General features: G+C 71.8%; 25 protein-coding genes. 17 read left to right on the plus strand and 8 right to left on the minus strand.

Annotation, left to right across the window (positions count from 1 at the left end):
• Positions 1 to 104 precede the first annotated feature (104 nt).
• From QRD43_RS06505 to QRD43_RS06515, 3 genes are all read left to right on the plus strand, one after another.
• Positions 105 to 761 carry a hypothetical protein gene (locus QRD43_RS06505; RefSeq protein WP_285981683.1) on the plus strand — a complete coding sequence of 219 codons (657 nt, stop codon included), beginning with the start codon at positions 105 to 107 and terminating at the stop codon, positions 759 to 761.
• Positions 761 to 1,213, plus strand: coding sequence for a DUF4431 domain-containing protein (locus tag QRD43_RS06510; RefSeq protein WP_285981684.1), 453 nt, complete (start codon positions 761 to 763; stop codon positions 1,211 to 1,213). Before QRD43_RS06505 ends, QRD43_RS06510 begins: the two co-directional genes overlap by 1 nt.
• Positions 1,214 to 1,395: 182 nt before the next feature.
• Positions 1,396 to 1,899 (plus strand): DUF4124 domain-containing protein, encoded by a 504-nt coding sequence (locus tag QRD43_RS06515; protein WP_285981685.1) that lies wholly within the window; start codon positions 1,396 to 1,398, stop codon positions 1,897 to 1,899.
• A 75-nt stretch (positions 1,900 to 1,974) separates the two neighbouring features.
• On the opposite strand, the gene QRD43_RS06520 is transcribed toward QRD43_RS06515, so the two are convergent.
• Complete coding sequence (locus tag QRD43_RS06520) at positions 1,975 to 2,577, minus strand: TetR/AcrR family transcriptional regulator (RefSeq protein WP_285981686.1); 603 nt, start codon at positions 2,575 to 2,577, stop codon at positions 1,975 to 1,977.
• A 234-nt stretch (positions 2,578 to 2,811) separates the two neighbouring features.
• Between QRD43_RS06520 and QRD43_RS06525 the strand changes: the two genes are divergently transcribed.
• Positions 2,812 to 3,747 (plus strand): fasciclin domain-containing protein, encoded by a 936-nt coding sequence (locus QRD43_RS06525; RefSeq protein WP_434063835.1) that lies wholly within the window; start codon positions 2,812 to 2,814, stop codon positions 3,745 to 3,747.
• Between the two features lie 192 nt (positions 3,748 to 3,939).
• Positions 3,940 to 4,332 carry a hypothetical protein gene (locus tag QRD43_RS06530; protein ID WP_285981688.1) on the plus strand — a complete coding sequence of 131 codons (393 nt, stop codon included), beginning with the start codon at positions 3,940 to 3,942 and terminating at the stop codon, positions 4,330 to 4,332.
• Between the two features lie 42 nt (positions 4,333 to 4,374).
• Here QRD43_RS06530 and QRD43_RS06535 read toward each other — a convergent pair whose 3' ends face one another.
• The 3 genes from QRD43_RS06535 to QRD43_RS06545 form a co-directional block, all read right to left on the minus strand.
• Positions 4,375 to 5,538 (minus strand): ABC transporter substrate-binding protein, encoded by a 1,164-nt coding sequence (locus QRD43_RS06535; protein WP_285981689.1) that lies wholly within the window; start codon positions 5,536 to 5,538, stop codon positions 4,375 to 4,377.
• Between the two features lie 335 nt (positions 5,539 to 5,873).
• Entirely contained in the window at positions 5,874 to 6,815 is a 942-nt protein-coding gene (locus tag QRD43_RS06540) for a sialidase family protein (RefSeq protein ID WP_285981690.1), read from the minus strand.
• Between the two features lie 33 nt (positions 6,816 to 6,848).
• Entirely contained in the window at positions 6,849 to 8,246 is a 1,398-nt protein-coding gene (locus tag QRD43_RS06545) for a TAXI family TRAP transporter solute-binding subunit (protein WP_285981691.1), read from the minus strand.
• 208 nt (positions 8,247 to 8,454) lie between these two features.
• On the opposite strand from QRD43_RS06545, the gene QRD43_RS06550 reads away from it, so the two are divergent.
• Entirely contained in the window at positions 8,455 to 8,835 is a 381-nt protein-coding gene (locus QRD43_RS06550; RefSeq protein ID WP_285981692.1) for a hypothetical protein, read from the plus strand.
• 24 nt (positions 8,836 to 8,859) lie between these two features.
• Here the strand turns inward: QRD43_RS06550 and QRD43_RS06555 are convergent, their stop codons facing one another.
• The 4 genes from QRD43_RS06555 to QRD43_RS06570 all read right to left on the minus strand — a co-directional run bounded on the left by QRD43_RS06555 (position 8,860) and on the right by QRD43_RS06570 (position 12,383).
• On the minus strand, positions 8,860 to 9,552 hold the full coding sequence (locus tag QRD43_RS06555; RefSeq protein WP_285981693.1) for a TetR/AcrR family transcriptional regulator: 693 nt from the start codon (positions 9,550 to 9,552) through the stop codon (positions 8,860 to 8,862).
• Entirely contained in the window at positions 9,549 to 10,187 is a 639-nt protein-coding gene (locus QRD43_RS06560) for a Rossmann-fold NAD(P)-binding domain-containing protein (RefSeq protein ID WP_285981694.1), read from the minus strand. The genes QRD43_RS06555 and QRD43_RS06560 overlap by 4 nt, the downstream gene beginning before the upstream one ends.
• A 160-nt stretch (positions 10,188 to 10,347) precedes the next feature.
• The gene (locus tag QRD43_RS06565; RefSeq protein WP_285981695.1) at positions 10,348 to 11,142 is read right to left on the minus strand and encodes an SDR family NAD(P)-dependent oxidoreductase; all 795 of its coding nucleotides are present in this window, start codon (positions 11,140 to 11,142) and stop codon (positions 10,348 to 10,350) included.
• 257 nt (positions 11,143 to 11,399) lie between these two features.
• On the minus strand, positions 11,400 to 12,383 hold the full coding sequence (locus QRD43_RS06570) for a hypothetical protein (protein WP_285981696.1): 984 nt from the start codon (positions 12,381 to 12,383) through the stop codon (positions 11,400 to 11,402).
• Positions 12,384 to 12,672: 289 nt separating this feature from the next.
• Between QRD43_RS06570 and QRD43_RS06575 the strand changes: the two genes are divergently transcribed.
• The 11 genes from QRD43_RS06575 to QRD43_RS06625 all read left to right on the plus strand — a co-directional run bounded on the left by QRD43_RS06575 (position 12,673) and on the right by QRD43_RS06625 (position 17,982).
• Entirely contained in the window at positions 12,673 to 13,044 is a 372-nt protein-coding gene (locus tag QRD43_RS06575; protein ID WP_285981697.1) for a hypothetical protein, read from the plus strand.
• Entirely contained in the window at positions 13,041 to 13,526 is a 486-nt protein-coding gene (locus tag QRD43_RS06580; RefSeq protein ID WP_285981698.1) for a hypothetical protein, read from the plus strand. The genes QRD43_RS06575 and QRD43_RS06580 overlap by 4 nt, the downstream gene beginning before the upstream one ends.
• 35 nt (positions 13,527 to 13,561) lie before the next feature.
• Positions 13,562 to 14,098: a DUF924 family protein gene (locus QRD43_RS06585; RefSeq protein ID WP_285981699.1), complete on the plus strand. Its 537-nt coding sequence runs from the start codon at positions 13,562 to 13,564 to the stop codon at positions 14,096 to 14,098.
• 2 nt (positions 14,099 to 14,100) lie between these two features.
• Positions 14,101 to 14,532, plus strand: a complete 432-nt coding sequence (locus QRD43_RS06590; protein WP_285981700.1) for a hypothetical protein — start codon at positions 14,101 to 14,103, stop codon at positions 14,530 to 14,532.
• 51 nt (positions 14,533 to 14,583) lie between these two features.
• Positions 14,584 to 14,994, plus strand: coding sequence for a hypothetical protein (locus QRD43_RS06595; protein WP_285981701.1), 411 nt, complete (start codon positions 14,584 to 14,586; stop codon positions 14,992 to 14,994).
• A 47-nt stretch (positions 14,995 to 15,041) separates the two neighbouring features.
• Complete coding sequence (locus tag QRD43_RS06600; RefSeq protein WP_285981702.1) at positions 15,042 to 15,581, plus strand: hypothetical protein; 540 nt, start codon at positions 15,042 to 15,044, stop codon at positions 15,579 to 15,581.
• Entirely contained in the window at positions 15,568 to 15,897 is a 330-nt protein-coding gene (locus QRD43_RS06605; protein WP_285981703.1) for a DUF6968 family protein, read from the plus strand. The genes QRD43_RS06600 and QRD43_RS06605 overlap by 14 nt, the downstream gene beginning before the upstream one ends.
• 13 nt (positions 15,898 to 15,910) lie before the next feature.
• Complete coding sequence (locus QRD43_RS06610) at positions 15,911 to 16,351, plus strand: GFA family protein (RefSeq protein WP_285981704.1); 441 nt, start codon at positions 15,911 to 15,913, stop codon at positions 16,349 to 16,351.
• A complete protein-coding gene (locus QRD43_RS06615; RefSeq protein ID WP_285981705.1) occupies positions 16,348 to 16,566 on the plus strand; it encodes a cysteine-rich CWC family protein in 219 nt (72 codons plus the stop codon). Before QRD43_RS06610 ends, QRD43_RS06615 begins: the two co-directional genes overlap by 4 nt.
• Positions 16,567 to 16,669: 103 nt before the next feature.
• Positions 16,670 to 17,143 carry a hypothetical protein gene (locus QRD43_RS06620; protein WP_285981706.1) on the plus strand — a complete coding sequence of 158 codons (474 nt, stop codon included), beginning with the start codon at positions 16,670 to 16,672 and terminating at the stop codon, positions 17,141 to 17,143.
• A gap of 20 nt (positions 17,144 to 17,163) precedes the next feature.
• Entirely contained in the window at positions 17,164 to 17,982 is an 819-nt protein-coding gene (locus tag QRD43_RS06625; protein WP_285981707.1) for a DUF817 domain-containing protein, read from the plus strand.
• The last annotated feature ends 3 nt before the right edge of the window (positions 17,983 to 17,985 follow it).

Below are 17,985 nucleotides of genomic sequence, written 5' to 3' on the forward strand. Positions count from 1 at the left end.
CTAACCTGCCAATGCCGTGTAGCGGCGCGCGGCACCCCGCATCGCCACAGAGAGCTTCTGAGGAGGGGCTCGTGGCGGTGACGATCCCCAGCACCGAGGACTTCATGCGAAAGAGACTGTTCCGTGCCGCTCTGCTGTGCGGCGCCATTCAATGGCTGGCGGCCTGCGCCGCAAATCCGGCGGACCAGGCCCGCCAGCTGCAGGCCGATCCCCGCTGCTGTACCGCCCTGCCGGCCCTGGCGGCTGAGCGGGTGCTCGGCCCGACCCAGCAGAAGGGGGCGTTGTCATCCAGCAGCGCCGTCGTGGCGCTCCCGGCGGGCCGCAGCGCCGCGGAGGCCTACCAGCTGCCGGCCGAGGCACCCGGGCGCGTGCTGGAGCTCACCGCCCTGATCGGCCCCGGCCTGCTGGGCGATGCCGATACCGCCGCCGTGGCGCCGCTTGCCGCCACCTTTCTGGACCGCAACGGGCAGCCCGTCGCCGCCGCCGGCGATACCGGCTACATGGCCGCGAACGGCGGCCTCGCCGATGACTTCCTCGTCAGCCGCCAGTACCGCGTTCCCGTGGGAGCGAGCCGCGTGGTCGTGCACGCCGACCCCGCGAAGTTCGGCACCCGCCAGCCCCTGGACCTCGGCGCGACGAGCCTCATGAGACCGGCCAGCGGCGTCTACGTCGCCTTCAAAGGCCGCGAGTCCATCAAGGCGCAGTGGGTGGTGTTCGGCCCGTATGCCGTGGCGCTGCGTGAGCCGCGGGTGGGGCGTTGATGCCCTCGAACGCCGGCGGCCCGGCCGCCTGGGGGGCCTGGCTCCTGCGGGTCTGGCGTCGGCTGGTGGGCGGGGCGCTTCTGATCGCGGCCTTGCTGCCGGGCGCCGTGCGGGCGGAGCAGCTCATCGCCTACGAACCCGCCACGACGACCTTGAACGGCACGCTGTCGGGCGGGTGGTTCAGCCATCCCAATGGGCAGCGTGTGCGCTTCTGGTTCGTGAAGGTGCGCGAGCCCGTCCGCGTCCGCGCCGATCCCGCCAATCCGGTCAATGGGGCCGCCGACGGGGTTCGGGAGATCCAGGTCTACTCGATGGATGCCGCGATCCGCCGACAGCTCGACCGCCGTGTCGGCCGGCAGGTGGCGCTCACCGGCGAGGTGTTCCATGGGCACAACGCCTGGCATGTGCGGACGTTGGTGATGGCCGTGTCAAGCGTCCGGCGGCAGGGCTGACCCGTCAGGCCCGCGCGCTGCCGGTCTGGCAGGGGCTTCAGGGTCGCCGGTCGTGGAATACGGCCACCGATCTCCCCCATGGGTAGGTACTTGCCTCAGGGAATCAGTGGAGGATCCGCGTGACAATCCGCCCTCATGAAACGCGGCTGGCCACGCCATGGCCGGGCGTCTTTGCTGTTCCTATGCTGCCCACCCTCTCTTCCTCCCTGACCCGGCGTGTGGCCGGCCTGGCCGTTCAGGCCGCCCTGCTGCTCGCGGGGGCGGTGCTGTCGTCCGGCGCCAGCGCCCAGGTCTACAAGTGCACCGATGCCAGCGGCAAGACGGGCTACCAGTCCCAGCCCTGCCCGGACACCACCAAGAGCGCCCAGCTCGACCTGCGCTGGACCGCATCGGCCATGCCGACGTTCTCGGAATCGTCCTTCAAGTCCGGCAATGTGTCGGTGTCGGAGCTTCGCCAGGCGCTCATCTCCAGCTGCACCAACAGCGTGAACACCCGGGGGGATGCCACCTTGCGTCGCCTGGCCTCCTCGCAGCCGGCGAAGTTCCGCAGCTTCTGTGACTGCGTGGCGGACCAGTCGCTGAGCAATGTCGAGCAGCTCAAGAGCATGGCCCTGCGCGGTGACCGCGCCGGGCTGGAGCAGCTCGGCCTGCGCGCCGGCCTCAGCTGCGCGTCGCGACTGCAGTGACGTACCAGGCGCGCGGGGCGCCCGTGCGCCCATGCGTGAGAGGCGATGGCCGGGCGCCGGGAGGGCGCCCCCGCCTCAAGCCCCCAGTCCGCGCAGGCAGGTCCGCACCAGCCAGTCAACGATCTGCGCGTCGGTGTACGCGCCCGTGGCTCGCATGACGCCGAGCACCGGGTCGCAGGCGCGGGCGAAGAGCGTGTAGAGCACCAGCTCCGACGGCAGGCCGGCATCGAGCTGCCCCCGCTGCTGTGCGGCTTCGATCCACGTCCCCAGCAGGTCGGACAGCGTGTTCAGCCGGTCCATGTAGGCCGCGTCCACGAGCAGGGCGGCCCTCAGGCTCGAGTTCTGCGAGGGCAGGGCGGGCATGCGGCCGCCGAGCTGCTCGGCATAGGTCCAGCGCACGAGGGCTTCCAGCTGCGCCCGCGGCTCCAGCGGCTCCGCCTGCAGACGCCGCGCTTCCTCGATGGCCCGGTCCAGCACGCGCACCATGGCCGCCGCGGCCAGCTCCTCCTTCGAGGTGAAGTGCTTGTAGAGGCTCGCCTTCGCGATGCCGACCTCCGCCACCACCTCGTCCACCGTCATGGCCTCGAAGCCTTTGTCGGACAGCAGACGATTGACGGACGCCATGATGGCCTCCTCACGGGCCTGGAGCACCTGATCTCGAAATCGTGGACGTTGCATGCGCCGGATTCTATGCACCCGGCGGGAGGCAAGACCATTCCGTATGCAAATGAAACGTTTGGTTCATGTAAGAACTGACGTGTTGACAATGTGAACTGATGAGTTCACATTGCGGCCTGTTCAGTTTTGCCTCATTCGGCGGGCTTCGCCGCCGGATGGGACGGGGCGGAACCCGGCGCCTCGGGCGACCGGCACTTTCATCCACGTCGGACATTCAGGATCAAGGAGACCATGATGCGTAGAACCTCTTGGTGGCACTGGCTAGCCACGGTGTGCATGGCAGGCCTGCTGAGCGCCTGCGGCAGCGGCAGCGACGACAAGGACCCCACGGTGGTGGAGATCGCCCAGGGCGACCCGCAGTTCAGCCTCCTGGCGGAGGCGGTGGTGGCGGCCGATCTGGCCGGCACGCTGTCCGGCGCCGGGCCCTTCACCGTCTTCGCCCCGACCAACGATGCCTTTGCCTCGCTGCTGACCGAGCTGGGCGTCACCAAGCAGCAGCTGCTGGCAGACAAGACGCTGCTGCGCGCGGTGCTGCAGTACCACGTGCTCGGCGCCCAGGTGCCCAAGGTCAGCGTGCCGGTGGGCAAGGCCATCACGCCGCTGCAGGGCGGCATCTTCAAGATCGACAGCACCACCGGCGGCCTCGTGGTGACGGACGGCCGCAATCGGCAGGCCCGGATCCTCGCCACGGACGTCATGGCCTCCAACGGCGTCGTGCATGTGATCGACAAGGTGCTGCTGCCGGCCAACAAGACCCTCGTGGCCACGGCGCAGTCGCTGCCGGACTTCAGCATCCTGGTCGAGGCGGTGGTCGCGGCCGGGCTGGTCGACACCCTCAACGGCAACGGCCCCTTCACCGTCTTCGCGCCCACCAATGCCGCCTTCGCCAAGCTGCTGGCGGAACTGGGGGTGAGCAAGGAGCAGCTGCTGGCTGACAAGGCACTGCTGACCCAGGTGCTGACCTATCACGTGCTGCCGGGACGGGTGCTGAAGGCGGACGTGCCGGTCGGCAGTGCGATCGTCACGGTGCAGGGCCAGACCTTCACCGTCGACAGCACGCTGACCATCACGGACGGCCGCGGCCGCAAGGCCAGGATCACCGGCACCGATGTGCTGGCCAGCAATGGCGTCGTCCACGTGCTGGACACCGTCATCCTGCCCAAGCCCTGAGCCTCAGGGCCTGGAGCGGCAGCCGGCGGTCGCAAGCCGCCGGCTCTGTCCCTTGAAAAAGCGCGGGAGGCCGGGGGCGAGTCGTCACAATCGTTCCCAGCGTGCGCCGACGCTGCCCGCTGCGTCATCCGATGCGGCCAGCGGCCTCGCCGCCATGAAGCAATCCGAAGACTGACTGACCGAGCGACCGGCATGGACCCCAGCGATCCGACCTCCCCGTCGCCCTGCCGACTGGGCCGGGCTGCGGCGCGGTCGCGTCTGCCGCGCAAGACCTGGCCCCAGCGCGTGCGGGCGGTCTGGAACGGAGGTGTGCCTGCCGTGCTGGTGCTCGCGGCCTGGTTGCTGAACCCGGATGAGGGGCACCACCGGGAAGCCTTGCGGGCGGCCGTCGAGGCTGGCCATCCGGTCAGCGCGAGGTTCGCGGCACACGAGCGTGCCGCACCGCCGGTGCGCTATCAGAATCTCGTCGTGTGCTCTGTCACCGAGCATCGCCAGGGGCTGACGACGCTCGGCGCCTTCGGGCATGTCGTGCCGGTCGGGAAGCGCCGGCACGGCGCGGCAGCGGCGAGCTCCTCGGGCCCCTGACGCTCGCCGGCCGGCCCATCGAGCCGGCCCATCGAGCCAGACTCAGCGCACGAAGCGCCCGTCGACGCTGATGATCGAGAGGTCCGCGAAGTCGAGGCCGCTGTGGTCCGTGGGGCTGTAGCTGAGCTCCAGGCCGCCGACGTCCACCTTGCGCAGGCCCTCCAGCGCCGCGGCGATCTTGTCGCGCGTGAAGTTGGGGGCGGCCTGGCGCAGGGCCTCGGTCAGCACCTTGGCCGCCGCAAAGCCCTCCAGCACTGCGGGAGAGAGTTCCTCCAGGCCCTTGGCCTTGCCGAGCTTGAGCGCCTCCTGCACCAGCGGGTACTTCACCGCCCGCTCGCCCGGGAACACCTGCGTCACGATGACGCCACGGCTGGACTCCCCGAGCTGCTTGATGAAGCCGGCGGACGCGTTGTTGGAGAGCGTGATCACCTGCGCGCTGGAGCCCGCGGCGCGCAGGGCCTTGACGCCCTCCGCGACGACGACGCTCGAACCGATCCACATCACCGCCTGGGCCTCGGCCTTCATGAGGGCAGGCACCAGCGTGGCGTAGGCCGGCTTCTCGCGGTCGGCCTTGAGCACGGCGGCCGGCTGCAGCTTCGCCTTGGCGAAGCCCTTGTTCGCGCCCTCGAGCGCATCGCGGCCGAAGGAGTCGTCCACATGCACGACGGCAATGCGCGTGGTGCCCATCGTGTGCAGGTGCTCGATGGCCTTCTCGGCCTCGCGCTGGTAGGGGGCGCGCACATTGAACACATAGCGCTGCACGGGGGTGTGCAGCAGCATGGCGCCGGTGGACGGCGCCACCAGCGCGATGCCGTGCTGCTGCAGCAGGGGCAGGATGGCCTCGGTGTGCGGCGTGCCGCGGTTCATGAAGAGCACCGCCGCCTTCTTCTGCTCGATCAGCACCTTGGCATTGGCCGCCGCCTTCTGGACGTCGAACTCGTCATCGAGCGTGATCAGCTGGATCTTCTCGCCCTTGATGCCGCCCTGGGCATTGACGTGGTCGATCCACAGCCGGGCGCCCACGAGCGCCTCCTTCACCGTGGCCGCCGCGGGGCCCGTGACGCCGATGGTCTGCCCGACCACGATGTCCGCATGGGCCGGCAGCGCCAGCGTCCCCGCCAGCGCGAGGCACAGGGCGCCGCAGAGGGCGCCCAGGCGAGCGCTGGCCGAGGCAAGGGCAGGTGCCCGAGGGCGGGAAAGCTTCATGGTGTGTCTCCGTCGTGGCGCCGCGGCTCGGGTGGAGGCGGCGGCTGCAGGGTCTGGGTGCGCAGGGCAGGCCTGGCGCGCAGGGCCGCTCGTGGGGCCGCGCTGTTGGCATGTGCCGCGCATCCTAGCGTGACCGCGACACGGTGACGCGGGTTTTCCATGAGGCCCGTTCTCAGAGGGCGGGAGATTGCGAGGTATTCCGCTGAAGTCACCGACTGTTACCACGGCGGTGCTCCAGCCGCGGTGGGGCTGAGGCACCGTTGACGCATCGATGAGGCGAGGCCCGCGAAGGCGGTCGGGGGGATGTCGAGCGGCTGGCCGGGCCCCGGGCCGCCTCAGAGGCCTGCCGCCGGAGCGGACGGCGCGGCGCTGGCCGACGCGGCTGGCGCGATCGCGGGGGCTGGCGCCAGGATCACCTCGGGCGCCTTCAGCAGGCGCAGGCAGTCCTGTGATCGGTGCGCCACGCGACAGGCCTCCCAGCGCGCGTCGGCCGCCCGTGCGGTGGGGCGCTCGCAGTTCGGCCCCCGCTGTCGTGCACAGGCCTCCCGGCCCGCCCGGTAGACCAGATCGATCCACCGGCCGACGGCATGGGTGTCCCGGGCGCGGGCCACCCGCGCGGCGTCGAACAGGAGCGGTTCCGGCGCCGTCTCGGGCGCTTCCCAGTGCCGGCCCTGGTCGCTGGAGCGCAAGACGAGGAACTGCTCGTAGCCATTGGGCTCCCCAAACTCCATGACGTAGTGCCCGCCCTGCAGGCCGAAGCGCGCATCGCTGGGTACGACGAGCGGGTCGACCACCTTCGCCGACCGGGGCCTCTCGCGGTAGGGATGGAGGTTGTCGGAGAACGTGCGCCCGTCGTCCTCGCTGGTGACGAGCCAGTGCTGCGACCAGCGCCGCTGGCCCTCGACCCGGCCATAGCCGGTGCTGCCGTAGAGCGTGGCGCCCGCGCGGCCATAGCGCTCGCAACGGGGCCAGTCGTCGCGGAAAGGCAGCACGGTGGTGCGGCCGTCATGGTGCCGGTACGTGACCTGGTAGGCCCAGCGGATCGCGTCCGGCGGCGTGGTGCTGTGGAACATGAACAGCTTGTGCAGCTGAACGCCCCCGTGCCGGCCGTCGAACTCGAAGGCGCTGCCGTCGGGGAGGGGGCAGCGGAGCTGTTCCCCGGCCTGCACCGCGGCGGCGGCGCCCAGCATCAATGCAGCAGCGACGAGCGCGGCGACGCGGGAGGCAGGCGGGGAGGCCGGACGGGAGGCCGGACGGGGGAGTGGGCGCAGCGTCATGGGCGGATTCTCAGCGCTGCCGTGCGGGCCCGGTCAGGCCACCGCTCGTGCGTCGGCGGGCGTGACACCGGCGCCCGAACCGGCTCGCGCTGTCATCACGGCCAGCTCATCGAGCCGGCGGCGCACGAGCTGGATGCCATGCAGCAGCTCGAAGAACAGGTCGGAGTGGCGAATGGGCACCTGCAGCTGCCGCACGGCGCGGTGCAGGGCCTCCAGCTCGTCCCGCACGCTGTGCTGGGTGACGGGCCCCGGCAGGCCATCGAGCTGCGACTCCAGGCCGCGCAGGCGCTTGTACAGCCCGCGCATGCGTTCACGCAGGTACCAGCGGTACAGGCGGGGGCCCTGGCTCACGAGCGGCAGCAGCGCCGCGGCGGCGGCCAGCAGCGTCAGCAGGCGCTCGGCATGGGCGGTCAGCCAGTAGGGCAGCAGCCGCTGCAGCAGGCTCGGGCCCTGGCGGTAGTAGCGCTGCGCGGCGCCCGAGACGGGGTACTCCGGATCGCTGGCCTTGGGGAAGTCGCCCGGGCGGTCGAGCCAGCTGGGCTGGCCGTGCTCGCGGCGCAGGACCTCCACGAGCTCCTGGACCAGATCGGCGTGGAGGTCTTCGCGCACGAGCACCGCATTGCTCGTGGACAGCAGCTCGATGTCCCGCGGTGGCAGGGAGGCGCCGAGGTCGACGACGCCCTGGGGCAGGGTCACGCGTTCCAGGAAGGGCAGCCGCCGGCTGATGGCCTCGGCCTGCGGCACGCTCATCAATGTGACGCCGGGCTGGTGAAGCAGGCGCTGGACGACCGGGGCGTCGGCGGCGAAGGCCATGAAGACGACGTCCACGCGCCCGTCGAGCAGGGCGCGGGCGGCCTCGTCGCCCGCGAGGGGCAGCAGGCGCGTGCGCTGGCCGTCGAGGTCGTAGAGGGCCAGCAGGCGCTCGGCGACGAGTCGCGTGCCGCTCCCGGCCGGGCCCAGGGCCAGACGCAGGCCGGCGAGGTCCTGCAGGCGCTGCAGGGTCAGCCCGGGGCGCTGGAAGATCCACAGCACCTGGCGGTTGATGCGCCCGAGCGACACCAGGCCCGGGTAGGCCGCGGCGTCACCCACGCCCCCCTGCACGAAGGCCGCCTGGACGGGCGCATCGGCCCGCGAGAGCAGGGCCAGGTTCTCCAGCGAGCCCTGCGTCGGCCGCAACGTGACCGTCACCTTGGAGGCCGCCAGTGCCTGCGCGTAGCGCTGCCCGAAGTGCTCGTAGGCCCCGCCGGGAAAGCCGGTGGCGAGGGTGAGGCGCGAGGGCGGTGCCGGGATCGCCCAGACCAGCAGCGCCGCGACGAGCCCGAGCGCCAGCAGCACGACCAGGACCCGGTACCCGCGGCGACGCCAGGCGGGGCCGAGTGGCGGACCGGAAGGGGCGGCGGGGGCGGTGGCGGGTTTGGACGTTGCGGTCATGGGGCGGGCCCGTGGCCCGGAAGGGCGAGGGGCGAAGGGCAAAGAGCGCGCAGTTTAGGCGTCAGGCCGGTCGGCGACGGAGGTCATCGGGCAGGGATCTCCCCAGGGAGCGGGTCGGCGTGAAAAGGCGCGGCGATAAGATGCCGCGCCATGACGCACGCCTTGCATCGCCAGCCGGCACCGACGCGGATCGACCGGCAGCCCCCCCATGGTTGAGTGGCTGGCGCAGCAACTGGCTTTGCTGGGCCAGTCCCTGTGGCCGCAGCCGAGCGCCGTGCCCCTGTCCATCCTGCAGGCGGACGAGCGGCAGCTCGTCATCCAGGGCAACGCCGCCGTCTTCTGCTTCGACGCCCGCCAGCGCTGCGTGCGCGTCGGCACGCGGCGCAAGGCTGCCTTCGACGACATCCGTTGCGTGATCGTGCGCCACCATCGCGACAGTGACGATCGACCCGAGCATTGGTCCGTTACGCTGCAGGTGCGGGGCTTCCTGGCGGACGTGCACCTGGGCTGGTCGCAGGACGACGTCGATGCCTCCATCCTCGGCGCCCGCCTGGCCCGCTTCCTGGGCAAGCCGGTGCGGGCTTGGTGAGCACCCCTCGCTCCGCCGGTCAGATCAGGGCGCGAGCGCGCCGCGCAGGTATTCGGTCAGTGCGGCCTTGAGCTCGGCCTGGAACGGTGGGCGGATGGGGGCGAAGACGGGCTCGGCCAGCAGGGCGCGCAGCGGGGGCGGGTAGTCCAGTGTCTGCCACAGGCCGCGGGTGAGGGCATAGCTGCGCAGCAGCAGCGCCACACCACGGCCGGCACCCAGGCCCAGCGCGGCCTCGATGACGCCGCCCGCCTCCACGAGACCTTGCACGAGGTCCAGCTTGAAGCGGCGCAGGTGCTCGTCGCCCAGGTTCTGCTCGAGCACGCTGTAGGCCATGGCATCGAGCCGCAGCAGCTCGGGGCGCGCGTCCAGATAGGCCGCGAAGCGGTCCACGAAGCGGGGCAGGGCGTCCGCGGGATCGCCCTCGCGGAAGGCGTCGCGCACGGCCTGCAGCAGGCCGGCGAAGTCCTCCGCCAGCAGGGCCACGAAGATCTCTTCCTTGGTCTTGAAGTAGAGGTAGACCGTGCCCTTGGCCAGGCCGGCCGCCTGCGCGATCTGCGCGGCGGAGGGCAGCTGGCGGCCGTCCTCGATGAAGAGGGCACGGGCGGCGGCGAGGATGTCGGCACGGCGGGCGGCCTTGTCCTGCCCGTCGACGGCGCGGCTTTTCAGCAGGCGCACCGGCGGCAGCGTGACGCGGGGAGGCATCTTGCTGCGGCTCATGGCTGGAGGGCCTCCGACAGCAGCACGTGACGGCCGGGCCCTGCGGCGAGGGCGGCCTCCAGCAGGGCGCGGGCGACGTGCTCGGTGCGCACGGGGCGCCAGCGGCGCGGCAGCAGGGGCAGGACCGCGCGGCTGAGCGCCAGCGCCACGGCCTCGCCGGGTCGACGGTCCAACCGCGGGCCGCCGTCCAGCAGCGAGGGGCGCAGGCAGGTCAGGGCGTCGAAGCCGAGCGCCGCGACGTCGCGCTCCGTCTCGCCCTTCACGCGGAGGTAGAGGCCCCGGCTCGCGGCGTCGGCGCCCAGCGAGGACACCAGGGCGCAGGTCGGCGTGCCGGCCTCGCGGGCCAGGCGGCAGGCCGCCACTACATAGTCATGATCCACCCGCCGGAAGGCCTCGGGCGATCCCGCCTGGCGCCGCGTGGTGCCCAGGGCGCAGAGCACGGCATCGGCGTGCCACCAGGGGGCCTGGGCCGGCAGCTGCTCGAAGTCCACGAGCGGGTTGAGCAGGCGCTCGTGCGCGGGCAGGGGCCGGCGGGTGGGCGCGACGACCCGTGTCACGCGGGCGTCCGCCAGCGCGAGGGCCAGGGCCTGCTGCCCGACCAGTCCGGTGCTGCCAAGGATGAGAAGCGTGCGCATGGGTGAAGGAGGGCGGTGTGGCCCCGGGAGGGCGACGGGGGCGGCGGCGAGTCGCGTTGACGAGGGCCCCGGTGCGGCGCAGGCCGCCTGCCGGGGGCAGGGAGGCCCGATGGTAGCCCGCCCCGGGGACGCCGCACCCGCGACGCCCCCCGGCGAGGCCTCAGTTGGCCATCAGCCGGGCCGCCATCCAGGTCTGCAGGCGCCGCGGTGCGAGCCGGGCGCTCCAGACCGTCAGCTTGTTCCCGAGGCCCGGCACCACGCTGGGCGTGCCGGCCTTCAGCGCGCGCAGCCCGAGGGCCGCCACCGGGCGCGACTTCATCATCAGCAGGCGCTGGTACAGCGTGGGGCGCTGGCCGGAGACGGCCAGGAAGTTGGTGGCCGTGATGCCGGGCGACAGCACGCTCACCTTCACGCCCTGCGGCGCCAGCTCGGCATTGAGCGCTTCGCCGAAGAGCAGCACGTAGGCCTTGCTCGCCGCATAGGCCGCGTAGGTGGGCGTGGCCTGGTAGCCGCCGATGCTCGCCACCAGCAGGATGTGGCCGCGGCCGCGGGCGGCCATCGCGGTGCCGAAGACATGCGTCAGCTCGGTGAGGCTGGCCGTGTTCAGCTGGAGCATGTCCAGCGTGCGGTCCAGCGGCTGGCTGAGCAGGGGGCCGTAAAGGCCGTAGCCGGCGTTGTTGATGAGGATGTCGATGGCCAGGCCCTGCGCATCCAGGCGCGCCTTGAGCGCCACGCCGGCACCGGCGCGGGCCAGGTCGATGCCCTCCACGCGCACCTGCACGCCGTGCCTCGACCGCAGCTCAGCCGCCAGGGCCTCCATGGGCTCGGTGCGGCGGGCCGCCAGCACCAGGTTCACGCCCTGCTCGGCCAGCAGCGTGGCGAAGTCCACGCCGAAGCCGCTGGAGGCGCCCGTCACGAGGGCCCACTGGCCGGTCCAATCGCGGTTCGAGGTCATTCCATGCTCCTGAGAAATAAATGACCGGCGGTCATTTGGTGGGCGAATTTGAAATGACCGGCGGTCAGTTGTCAAGCGCTGCCCCGCGTGCCCGGGCAGGGTCGTGAAAAGGTGCCGCGGGGAAAGCGCGCGTCAGCAGGGCCGCGCTCCGGGTGGGACGGGTGAGCGCTCGAGGCGTGCACCCGGGGGGGCGCTTGCGCAGCCACGTCTCCCGACGAAGCGCGCGGGGCCGGCCGGGACGCGGCCGGCCCGGGGGATCAGGGCAGGCGCAGGGTCTCGCGTTCGCTGACGCGCACTTCCTGCGGACTCCCGTTGCCGACGCTGTAGGTCACGATGAGGATCTTGCGCTGGCCGGGGTAGGGGTCGCCGCCGCCGAGGTTGTTGTCGACGTAGACCTCAAGGCTCTGGCCGTCCCGCACGAGGCGGCGCAGGCGGTCGCTGACGTCCCAGTCGCGACCGCTGGCGCCATAGGTGGCGCGCAGGATGCGCAGCTGCCCGCGCTCCTCGCGGCCGTGCCAGCCACCGCGCCAGTTGCGGTCGCCCCAGTTGCCGCCGCCCCAGCCGGTGAACTGGTTGCCGTCGATGTGGCTGAACTCCTCGTACTCGAAGGTGCGGACGTCGCCGCCGCGGCCGCGGGCGTAGACGCGCAGCGTCTTGCGGCGGCCCGGGTCGGGGTCGATGCCGAAGAGGTCGTTGGTGATGCGCACGCGCGCGTCGCGGCGGGCCAGGTCCTTGAGGCGGTCCGTCACGTCGACGTTGCGCCCCTCGGTGCCGTAGCGGGCCTGGAGGATCTGGTAGTCGCCGTCGTCGTTGCGGCGTGGCACCTCGGGGTCGCGGCGGTCGTTGCCGCCGTTCCAGCCGCCGTTCCAGTTGTCGTGGCCCCAGTTGCCCCGGCCCCAGCCGATGAACTGGTTGCCGTCGATGTGGCTGAACTCCTCGTAGTCGAAGGTGCGCACCTGGCCGTCGCGGCCCTGGGCGATGATGCGCAGCGTCTTGCGGTGGCCCGGGGCCGGGTCCACGCCGAAGAGGTCGTTGGTGATGCGCACGCGGCGGTCCTCGCGGGCGAGTTCGCGCAGGCGCGGCGTGACGTCCACATTGCGATCCCCGGTGCCGTAGCGGGCCTGCAGGATCTTGTAGTCGCCGTCATCGCGGTCGTCGCGGTCGGCCAGGGCGAGGCCGGCGAAACTGCCCAGCAGGGCGGTGGCGATGCCGGATTGCAGCAGGTGTCTTCTGTGGTTCATGAGATCTCCAGGGCTGAGGCGCGGGCCGGGCGGTGCACCGCCCCTTCACGTCCCGTTGCGCCCGTCCACAACGGATCAGGGCGGCCATTGGTGGACCGGTGCACGCCGGGGCGGCAGTATCGCGCCGCCGGGGTGGGCGCGCGAGGGCGATTTGCATCCGATGGTGAGCAGGCGCGTGGGGGGCGCGGCGGCGGCCGCGTCGCATAATCTGCCAGCACTGCGCGCACGGCCTGGGCCTGGATGGGATCGGGCCGGCGCGGGCTTCAACGACGCGGGGAGGCGTACTTCGATGGGGACTTTCGTGCTCTTGCTGCTGCTGGCCGCTTTCGGCGGGCTGTGCTGGCGGCTGTGGCATTCCCGCTATCGCCGCGCGGCCCTGCGCGGTCTCGCGGCCGGGGTGGCGCTGACGCTGGGCATGCCCTTCGTCTACGGCCTCCTGTTCGGCGTGAACCTCTGGCATGCGTCCGCACGGCCGGGGCTGGAGGGCGGGCTGTCCGCCGCCCTGCTGTATGGCCTCCTGCTGATGCCGTTCGGGCTGCCGCTGGGCCTGCTGGCCGGCGTGGCCTGGCAGTGGGTCCGGCAACGGCGCCCGGGGGCCTCGACCTTGCCCACCACCCCCACCTCCACCACCACCTCCACGACCGAATCCGCGCAGCCATGACCCAGCCCCCCGAACTCCCCCCGATCGACGCCCCCCCGAGCGCTGACGCTGCGCCACCGGCCGGCCCGGTGCTGTGGAACCCCAATGCCGCGGCCGCCTGGGGCCTGCTCCTGAGCCCGGTCTTCAGCGCCGTCCTGCACCTGATGAACTGGCAGGCCCTGGGCGAAGCCGAGAAGGCGCACGAGGCGAAGCAGTGGGTGATCGGCCTCGTGGCCGCGATGCTCGGGACGATGCTGCTCCTGATCGTCTGGCCCGAGAGCCGAGCGCTCGACACGCTGAGCCGCTCCGTGGGCGTGGCGCTGTTGGTGGCCTGGTACTACGGGACGGGCAAGGCGCAGTCGACGCGTGTGGCCGCGCTGTACGGCCGGGGGTATCCGCGACGCGGCTGGATCGTGCCGGTGCTGGCCGCGCTGGCCCTCATCGTCGGGCTGAGCTTCGTGCTCGGCGGCCTGGACGAGCTGTGGCAGTACCGGCCACGTTGAACGTCGGATCCACCTCGCCCGACCCGGGAGCGCGCATGCCTCAGCACATCCTCCAGTTCTGGTTCCACGAGATCGAGCCCCGCCAGTGGTGGGCCGTCGATCCCGCCTTCGACACCCTGCTGCGCGAGCGCTTCCTGCCCGTCCTCGAGCAGGCCGCGCAGGGCGAGCTCGCGGCCTGGCGCGGGACACCGCAGGGTCGTCTGGCCGAGGTCCTCGTGCTGGACCAGTTCTCGCGCAACATCTTCCGCGGCACGCCACGGGCCTTCGCGCAGGACCCCATGGCCCTGGCGCTGTCGCAGGAGGCCGTCGCCGCCGGCGCGCTGGACGCGCTCCGGCCCGAGGAGCGGCCCTTCCTGCTGATGCCCTTCATGCACAGCGAATCGCGCGTCGTGCACGCCGAAGCCGAACGCCTCTTCGCGCAGTGGGCGCCCGGCAGCAGCCACGACTTCGAGCTGCGCCACCGGGCCATCATCGACCGCTTCGGCCGTTACCCGCATCGCAACGCCATGCTCGGGCGCGCGTCCACGGCCGAGGAACTGGACTTCCTGCAGCAGCCCGGATCCAGCTTCTGACCATGACAGCGGCCTTTGCGATCAAGACGCCCCTGCCGGATGAGCCGGCGGACGGCTGGCAACTCGTCGAGCAGAAGACCATGTACGGCGGCAAGCGGATCGCGGCGGGCGACGAGCTGTTTCTCTTCGACAGCGAGAACGCGGGCGGACGGGGGCTGATCGCCCGCGGCGTGGTCGTGCAGGCGGCCGTCTGCGCCCCTCGCGTCGGCGTGCCGCGCCAGACGCCCCGCGTGACGCTGACCGTGCGCCGCACCGCGACGGCGGCCCGTCCGCTGGGCCGGGCCGTGCTGCGGACCTTTGATCGCTGGGACGATGGCCGTCCCGAGACCGAGCTCAACTTCAAGCTCTACCGGCAGGCCACGGACAAGGTCGTGGGCCTGAGCGAGGCGGCGGCGCGGTGGCTGGCGGACTGCTTTGCCGAGGCGAGTGAATGAACGTCGCAACGGGCGCCAGCTCGGCTGCGGCAGGAGGAACGACGTGTGATCATGAACGGCATCCGATGGCTGATGGCTTGGTTCTCGGGGCTGCTGCTGCTGCCGGCGACCGTGTGGGGCGTACTGCTCGTGGACCGTTACGCCACGCGCTGGTGGTGCCCGCCTGAGCACCTGGTGTCCGGCGTCTGCATGGCGGCGGGCTTCAGCAGGCTTCTGCTGTCCTTGCAGATCGTGACCGTCGCTCTGGGCGCCCTCCTGGCGGTGCTCGTGCCCGCACTGATGGCGCCGCGCGAGCGCCGTCTGGTGTCCGCGGCCATGCTGTGCCTGGGCACCCTGCTGTGCCTGTGTGCCGCGCTGGCGGCCTGGCCGTCGCTCGTCTTTGGCGTACCCGCGGTGCTCGCCGGAGCCTTGGCGCATGGGGCCCTGCATCGAGCGGGCTGGCTGAAGGAGCTTTCGGCATGAGGACCAGGAAAGACTTGCTGTGGGCGGTATGCCGTGCTGGAGGCTGCATGGCAGGCCTGGTTCTGGGGAGCTGGCTCACCGGCTGCGCCTCGACCACCACGCTGCGGCCCTTCAGCACCGACGGCTGCTCGCTGTACCCCGACCGCTCGGCGAGCACCGGGCAGGACTGGTGTGCCTGCTGCGTCGCGCATGACCGGGCCTATTGGCGCGGCGGCACGGAGGACGATCGCCGCCGGGCCGACGATGCCCTTCGCGCCTGCGTCCAGGCGCAGACCGGCGACGACGCCCGCGCCGCGCTGATGCACAGCGGCGTGCGCCTGGGCGGCAGTGCCCTGTGGCCGACCTGGTTCCGCTGGGGCTATGGCTGGGGCTACGGCCGCGCCTACCGCCCGCTGAGCCCGGCAGAGGCCGCCGAGGCGGACCGCCTGGAGGCCCAGTACGCCGCGGAGGTCGGCTTCGACCAGTGCCCGGGCCAGCCGCGCTCGACCCTTCTGCGCCCGCCCGCGGCCTCGTCCGTCGCGCCGACCTCCCCGCCGGCGTCCGCCCCATCCTCTGTCCCTGCGCCTGCATCCCATGAGCACCCCTGACACCGATTGGCTGATCCAGCGCACGCTGCAGGCCCGCACGGCCGAGGGAGCGTGCTTCGACCTGCACGTGGGCATCGGCTCACCGCAGCCGGCGTCGCCGGACTGGCGCTGCGCCGTGACGGTCGGCCCCTACCTGGAAGCGCCGGCCCACCTCGTGGGCATCGACGCCTGGCAGGCCTTGCAGCTGGCCCAGCAGCTGGCGTCGGACCTTCTCGCGGATTTCGTGGCGAAGGGCGGCGAGCTGGTCTGGGAGGGGGCGCCGCTCGACCCCGCCACGCTCTTCGTCCGGTCGGCCAGCGCCGCACCGGGCGCCTGAACAGGAGACCCTCATGCTGATCCACGGCAGCTGCCATTGCCAGAACCTGCGCTTCCGCCTGCACTGGCCGGACGACGCCCTGCCCATCCCCGCCCGCGCCTGCGGCTGCCGCTTCTGCCGCAAGCATGGGGGCGTCTGGACGGCGCATCCGGCGGCGCGGCTCGAGCTCGAGGTCAGCGATCCGGCCGCGGTCATCGCCTATGCCTTCGAGACCCGCACGGCGGACTTCCAGGTGTGCGCGCGCTGCGGCGCCGTGCCCTGGGTGGTCAGCGAGATCGACGGCCGCGCGTATGCCGTCGTCAGCGTGAATGCCTTCGATGACGTGGACGCCGCGCTGCTGCAGCGGGCCGAGGTCAGCTTCGAGGGCGAGGCACTGGCCGATCGGCTGCAGCGGCGCGCGACGCGCTGGATTCCGCTGGACCTGGCTCCCACCCTTGCGGAGGCCGCGCGATGAAGCCGCTGCCCCACACCCGCTGCCCGCTGTGCGGCGGCAGCAACCAGTGCCAGCCGGCGCTGACCGGCAGCTTCGAGGGCGACTGCTGGTGCCGCACCACGCCCGTCAGCCCCGAAGCCCTCGCGCGCGTGCCGCCCGAGCAGCGGGGGCAGGCCTGCCTGTGCCCGCGCTGCGCGCAGGGCCTCGCGCCGCAGACCCCGCGCACGCTGGGCTGAGCGGCCCGGCCTGCACAGCCGCTACCATGCGGCCCCGACGAGGCGCCGCGGCGTTCGGCACGTCTCGCATCCCTAGACATAACGCCCGAAGGAGGGTGATCTCTTGAAACTGCTGATTTGGCCCCTGCTGCTCGTGGCCGCCTGGATCGGGCATGGCCGCCTGATGTTCACCGAGTCCCGGCTGATGCCGATGCTGTCGGCACATGCCGCGCAGGTCTATGCCGGCGACACCCGCGCCTGCGAGCTCTACACCGACGACGTCCAGGTCGAGATCCTCGCCGAGGACCGCCAGGGCCGCTGGGAAGTCGAGGGCGGCAAGGACGAGGTGTGCGGCTACCTGCGCAAGGCGGGGGCCGCCTTCGCGCTGCTCGACGCCAACATCCACACCGAGTTCAGCGAGGTCGCCCTGCAGCGCAAGGGCTTCCCCTGGACCGAGGCGACGCTCAACTACACCGAGACCGTCACGGTGCAGGCCGCCAAGCTGCCGGCCATGACCGTCGTCTCGCGCGACGAGCTGACCCTGGTGCGCACGCTCACGGGCGTGAAGATCCGGGTGATCCGCTCGCATTCCGAGTGAGCCCGGAGCGTCGCCGCACCATGCCCGCGTTGCTGACCGAGTTCTGGCACTTCACCCGCAAGGAGGCGCAGGCCTGCCTGTTCGCGGGGCTCTTCTTCCTGGCCGTCTTCCTGGTGCCGCGCGCCGGCGTGCTCGGGCTCCCGCGCTACGACGTGCTGCTGGTGATCGCGCTGGCGCTGCAGTGGATCCTGTGGCGTGCGGGCCTGGAGAGCCTGGACGAGATCAAGGCCATCACGGCCTTCCACCTGCTCGGGCTCGCGCTGGAGCTGTTCAAGACGTCCGCGGCCATCGGCTCGTGGAGCTACCCCGATCCCGCCTACACCAAGGTCTTCGGCGTGCCGCTGTTCTCGGGCTTCATGTACGCCGCCGTGGGCAGCTACATCATCCAGGCCTGGCGGCTCTTCGACCTGCGCATCCTGCACCATCCGCCCTACTGGATGGCCGGGCTGGTGGCGGGGGCGCTCTACCTGAACTTCTTCACGCAGCACTACATCGGCGACTGGCGCTGGTACCTCGCGGCCGGCGCACTGGGCCTCTACGCGCGCTCGACCGTCGTGTTCCGCCCCTGGCAGCGGGACCTGCGCATGCCACTGCCGCTGGCGCTGGTGCTGATCGGCTTCTTCATCTGGCTGGCCGAGAACCTGGGCACCTTCCTCGGCCTGTGGCGCTACCCGAACCAGCTGGGTGCCTGGGCTTCCGTGCACGTCAGCAAGTGGAGCGCCTGGAGTCTGCTGGTGCTGATGAGCTTCACGCTGGTGGCCCAGCTCAAGCACATCAAGGCGCGCATCCATGTGCCGGGCGATCCGGCCCCGGGCTGGCCGCAGGCCGTGCGCGACTGAGCG

Origin of the sequence: Roseateles subflavus (assembly GCF_030285365.1) — a bacterium.
Classification (GTDB): domain Bacteria; phylum Pseudomonadota; class Gammaproteobacteria; order Burkholderiales; family Burkholderiaceae_C; genus Roseateles_B; species Roseateles_B subflavus.

Excerpts from the sequence above, each read along its gene's own strand:
- QRD43_RS06540 (WP_285981690.1), bottom strand. The coding sequence starts at position 6,815 with ATGACGCTGCGCCCACTCCCCCGTCCGGCCTCCCGTCCGGCCTCCCCG.
- QRD43_RS06590 (WP_285981700.1), top strand. The coding sequence starts at position 14,101 with ATGACAGCGGCCTTTGCGATCAAGACGCCCCTGCCGGATGAGCCGGCG.
- QRD43_RS06565 (WP_285981695.1), bottom strand. The coding sequence starts at position 11,142 with ATGACCTCGAACCGCGATTGGACCGGCCAGTGGGCCCTCGTGACGGGC.
- QRD43_RS06520 (WP_285981686.1), bottom strand. The coding sequence starts at position 2,577 with ATGCAACGTCCACGATTTCGAGATCAGGTGCTCCAGGCCCGTGAGGAG.
- QRD43_RS06555 (WP_285981693.1), bottom strand. The coding sequence starts at position 9,552 with ATGAGCCGCAGCAAGATGCCTCCCCGCGTCACGCTGCCGCCGGTGCGC.
- QRD43_RS06530 (WP_285981688.1), top strand. The coding sequence starts at position 3,940 with ATGGACCCCAGCGATCCGACCTCCCCGTCGCCCTGCCGACTGGGCCGG.
- QRD43_RS06615 (WP_285981705.1), top strand. The coding sequence starts at position 16,348 with ATGAAGCCGCTGCCCCACACCCGCTGCCCGCTGTGCGGCGGCAGCAAC.
- QRD43_RS06580 (WP_285981698.1), top strand. The coding sequence starts at position 13,041 with ATGACCCAGCCCCCCGAACTCCCCCCGATCGACGCCCCCCCGAGCGCT.
- QRD43_RS06525 (WP_434063835.1), top strand. The coding sequence starts at position 2,812 with ATGCGTAGAACCTCTTGGTGGCACTGGCTAGCCACGGTGTGCATGGCA.
- QRD43_RS06560 (WP_285981694.1), bottom strand. The coding sequence starts at position 10,187 with ATGCGCACGCTTCTCATCCTTGGCAGCACCGGACTGGTCGGGCAGCAG.
- QRD43_RS06515 (WP_285981685.1), top strand. The coding sequence starts at position 1,396 with ATGCTGCCCACCCTCTCTTCCTCCCTGACCCGGCGTGTGGCCGGCCTG.
- QRD43_RS06605 (WP_285981703.1), top strand. The coding sequence starts at position 15,568 with ATGAGCACCCCTGACACCGATTGGCTGATCCAGCGCACGCTGCAGGCC.
- QRD43_RS06535 (WP_285981689.1), bottom strand. The coding sequence starts at position 5,538 with ATGAAGCTTTCCCGCCCTCGGGCACCTGCCCTTGCCTCGGCCAGCGCT.
- QRD43_RS06585 (WP_285981699.1), top strand. The coding sequence starts at position 13,562 with ATGCCTCAGCACATCCTCCAGTTCTGGTTCCACGAGATCGAGCCCCGC.
- QRD43_RS06505 (WP_285981683.1), top strand. The coding sequence starts at position 105 with ATGCGAAAGAGACTGTTCCGTGCCGCTCTGCTGTGCGGCGCCATTCAA.
- QRD43_RS06575 (WP_285981697.1), top strand. The coding sequence starts at position 12,673 with ATGGGGACTTTCGTGCTCTTGCTGCTGCTGGCCGCTTTCGGCGGGCTG.
- QRD43_RS06545 (WP_285981691.1), bottom strand. The coding sequence starts at position 8,246 with ATGACCGCAACGTCCAAACCCGCCACCGCCCCCGCCGCCCCTTCCGGT.
- QRD43_RS06595 (WP_285981701.1), top strand. The coding sequence starts at position 14,584 with ATGAACGGCATCCGATGGCTGATGGCTTGGTTCTCGGGGCTGCTGCTG.
- QRD43_RS06550 (WP_285981692.1), top strand. The coding sequence starts at position 8,455 with ATGGTTGAGTGGCTGGCGCAGCAACTGGCTTTGCTGGGCCAGTCCCTG.
- QRD43_RS06600 (WP_285981702.1), top strand. The coding sequence starts at position 15,042 with ATGGCAGGCCTGGTTCTGGGGAGCTGGCTCACCGGCTGCGCCTCGACC.
- QRD43_RS06625 (WP_285981707.1), top strand. The coding sequence starts at position 17,164 with ATGCCCGCGTTGCTGACCGAGTTCTGGCACTTCACCCGCAAGGAGGCG.
- QRD43_RS06510 (WP_285981684.1), top strand. The coding sequence starts at position 761 with ATGCCCTCGAACGCCGGCGGCCCGGCCGCCTGGGGGGCCTGGCTCCTG.
- QRD43_RS06610 (WP_285981704.1), top strand. The coding sequence starts at position 15,911 with ATGCTGATCCACGGCAGCTGCCATTGCCAGAACCTGCGCTTCCGCCTG.
- QRD43_RS06570 (WP_285981696.1), bottom strand. The coding sequence starts at position 12,383 with ATGAACCACAGAAGACACCTGCTGCAATCCGGCATCGCCACCGCCCTG.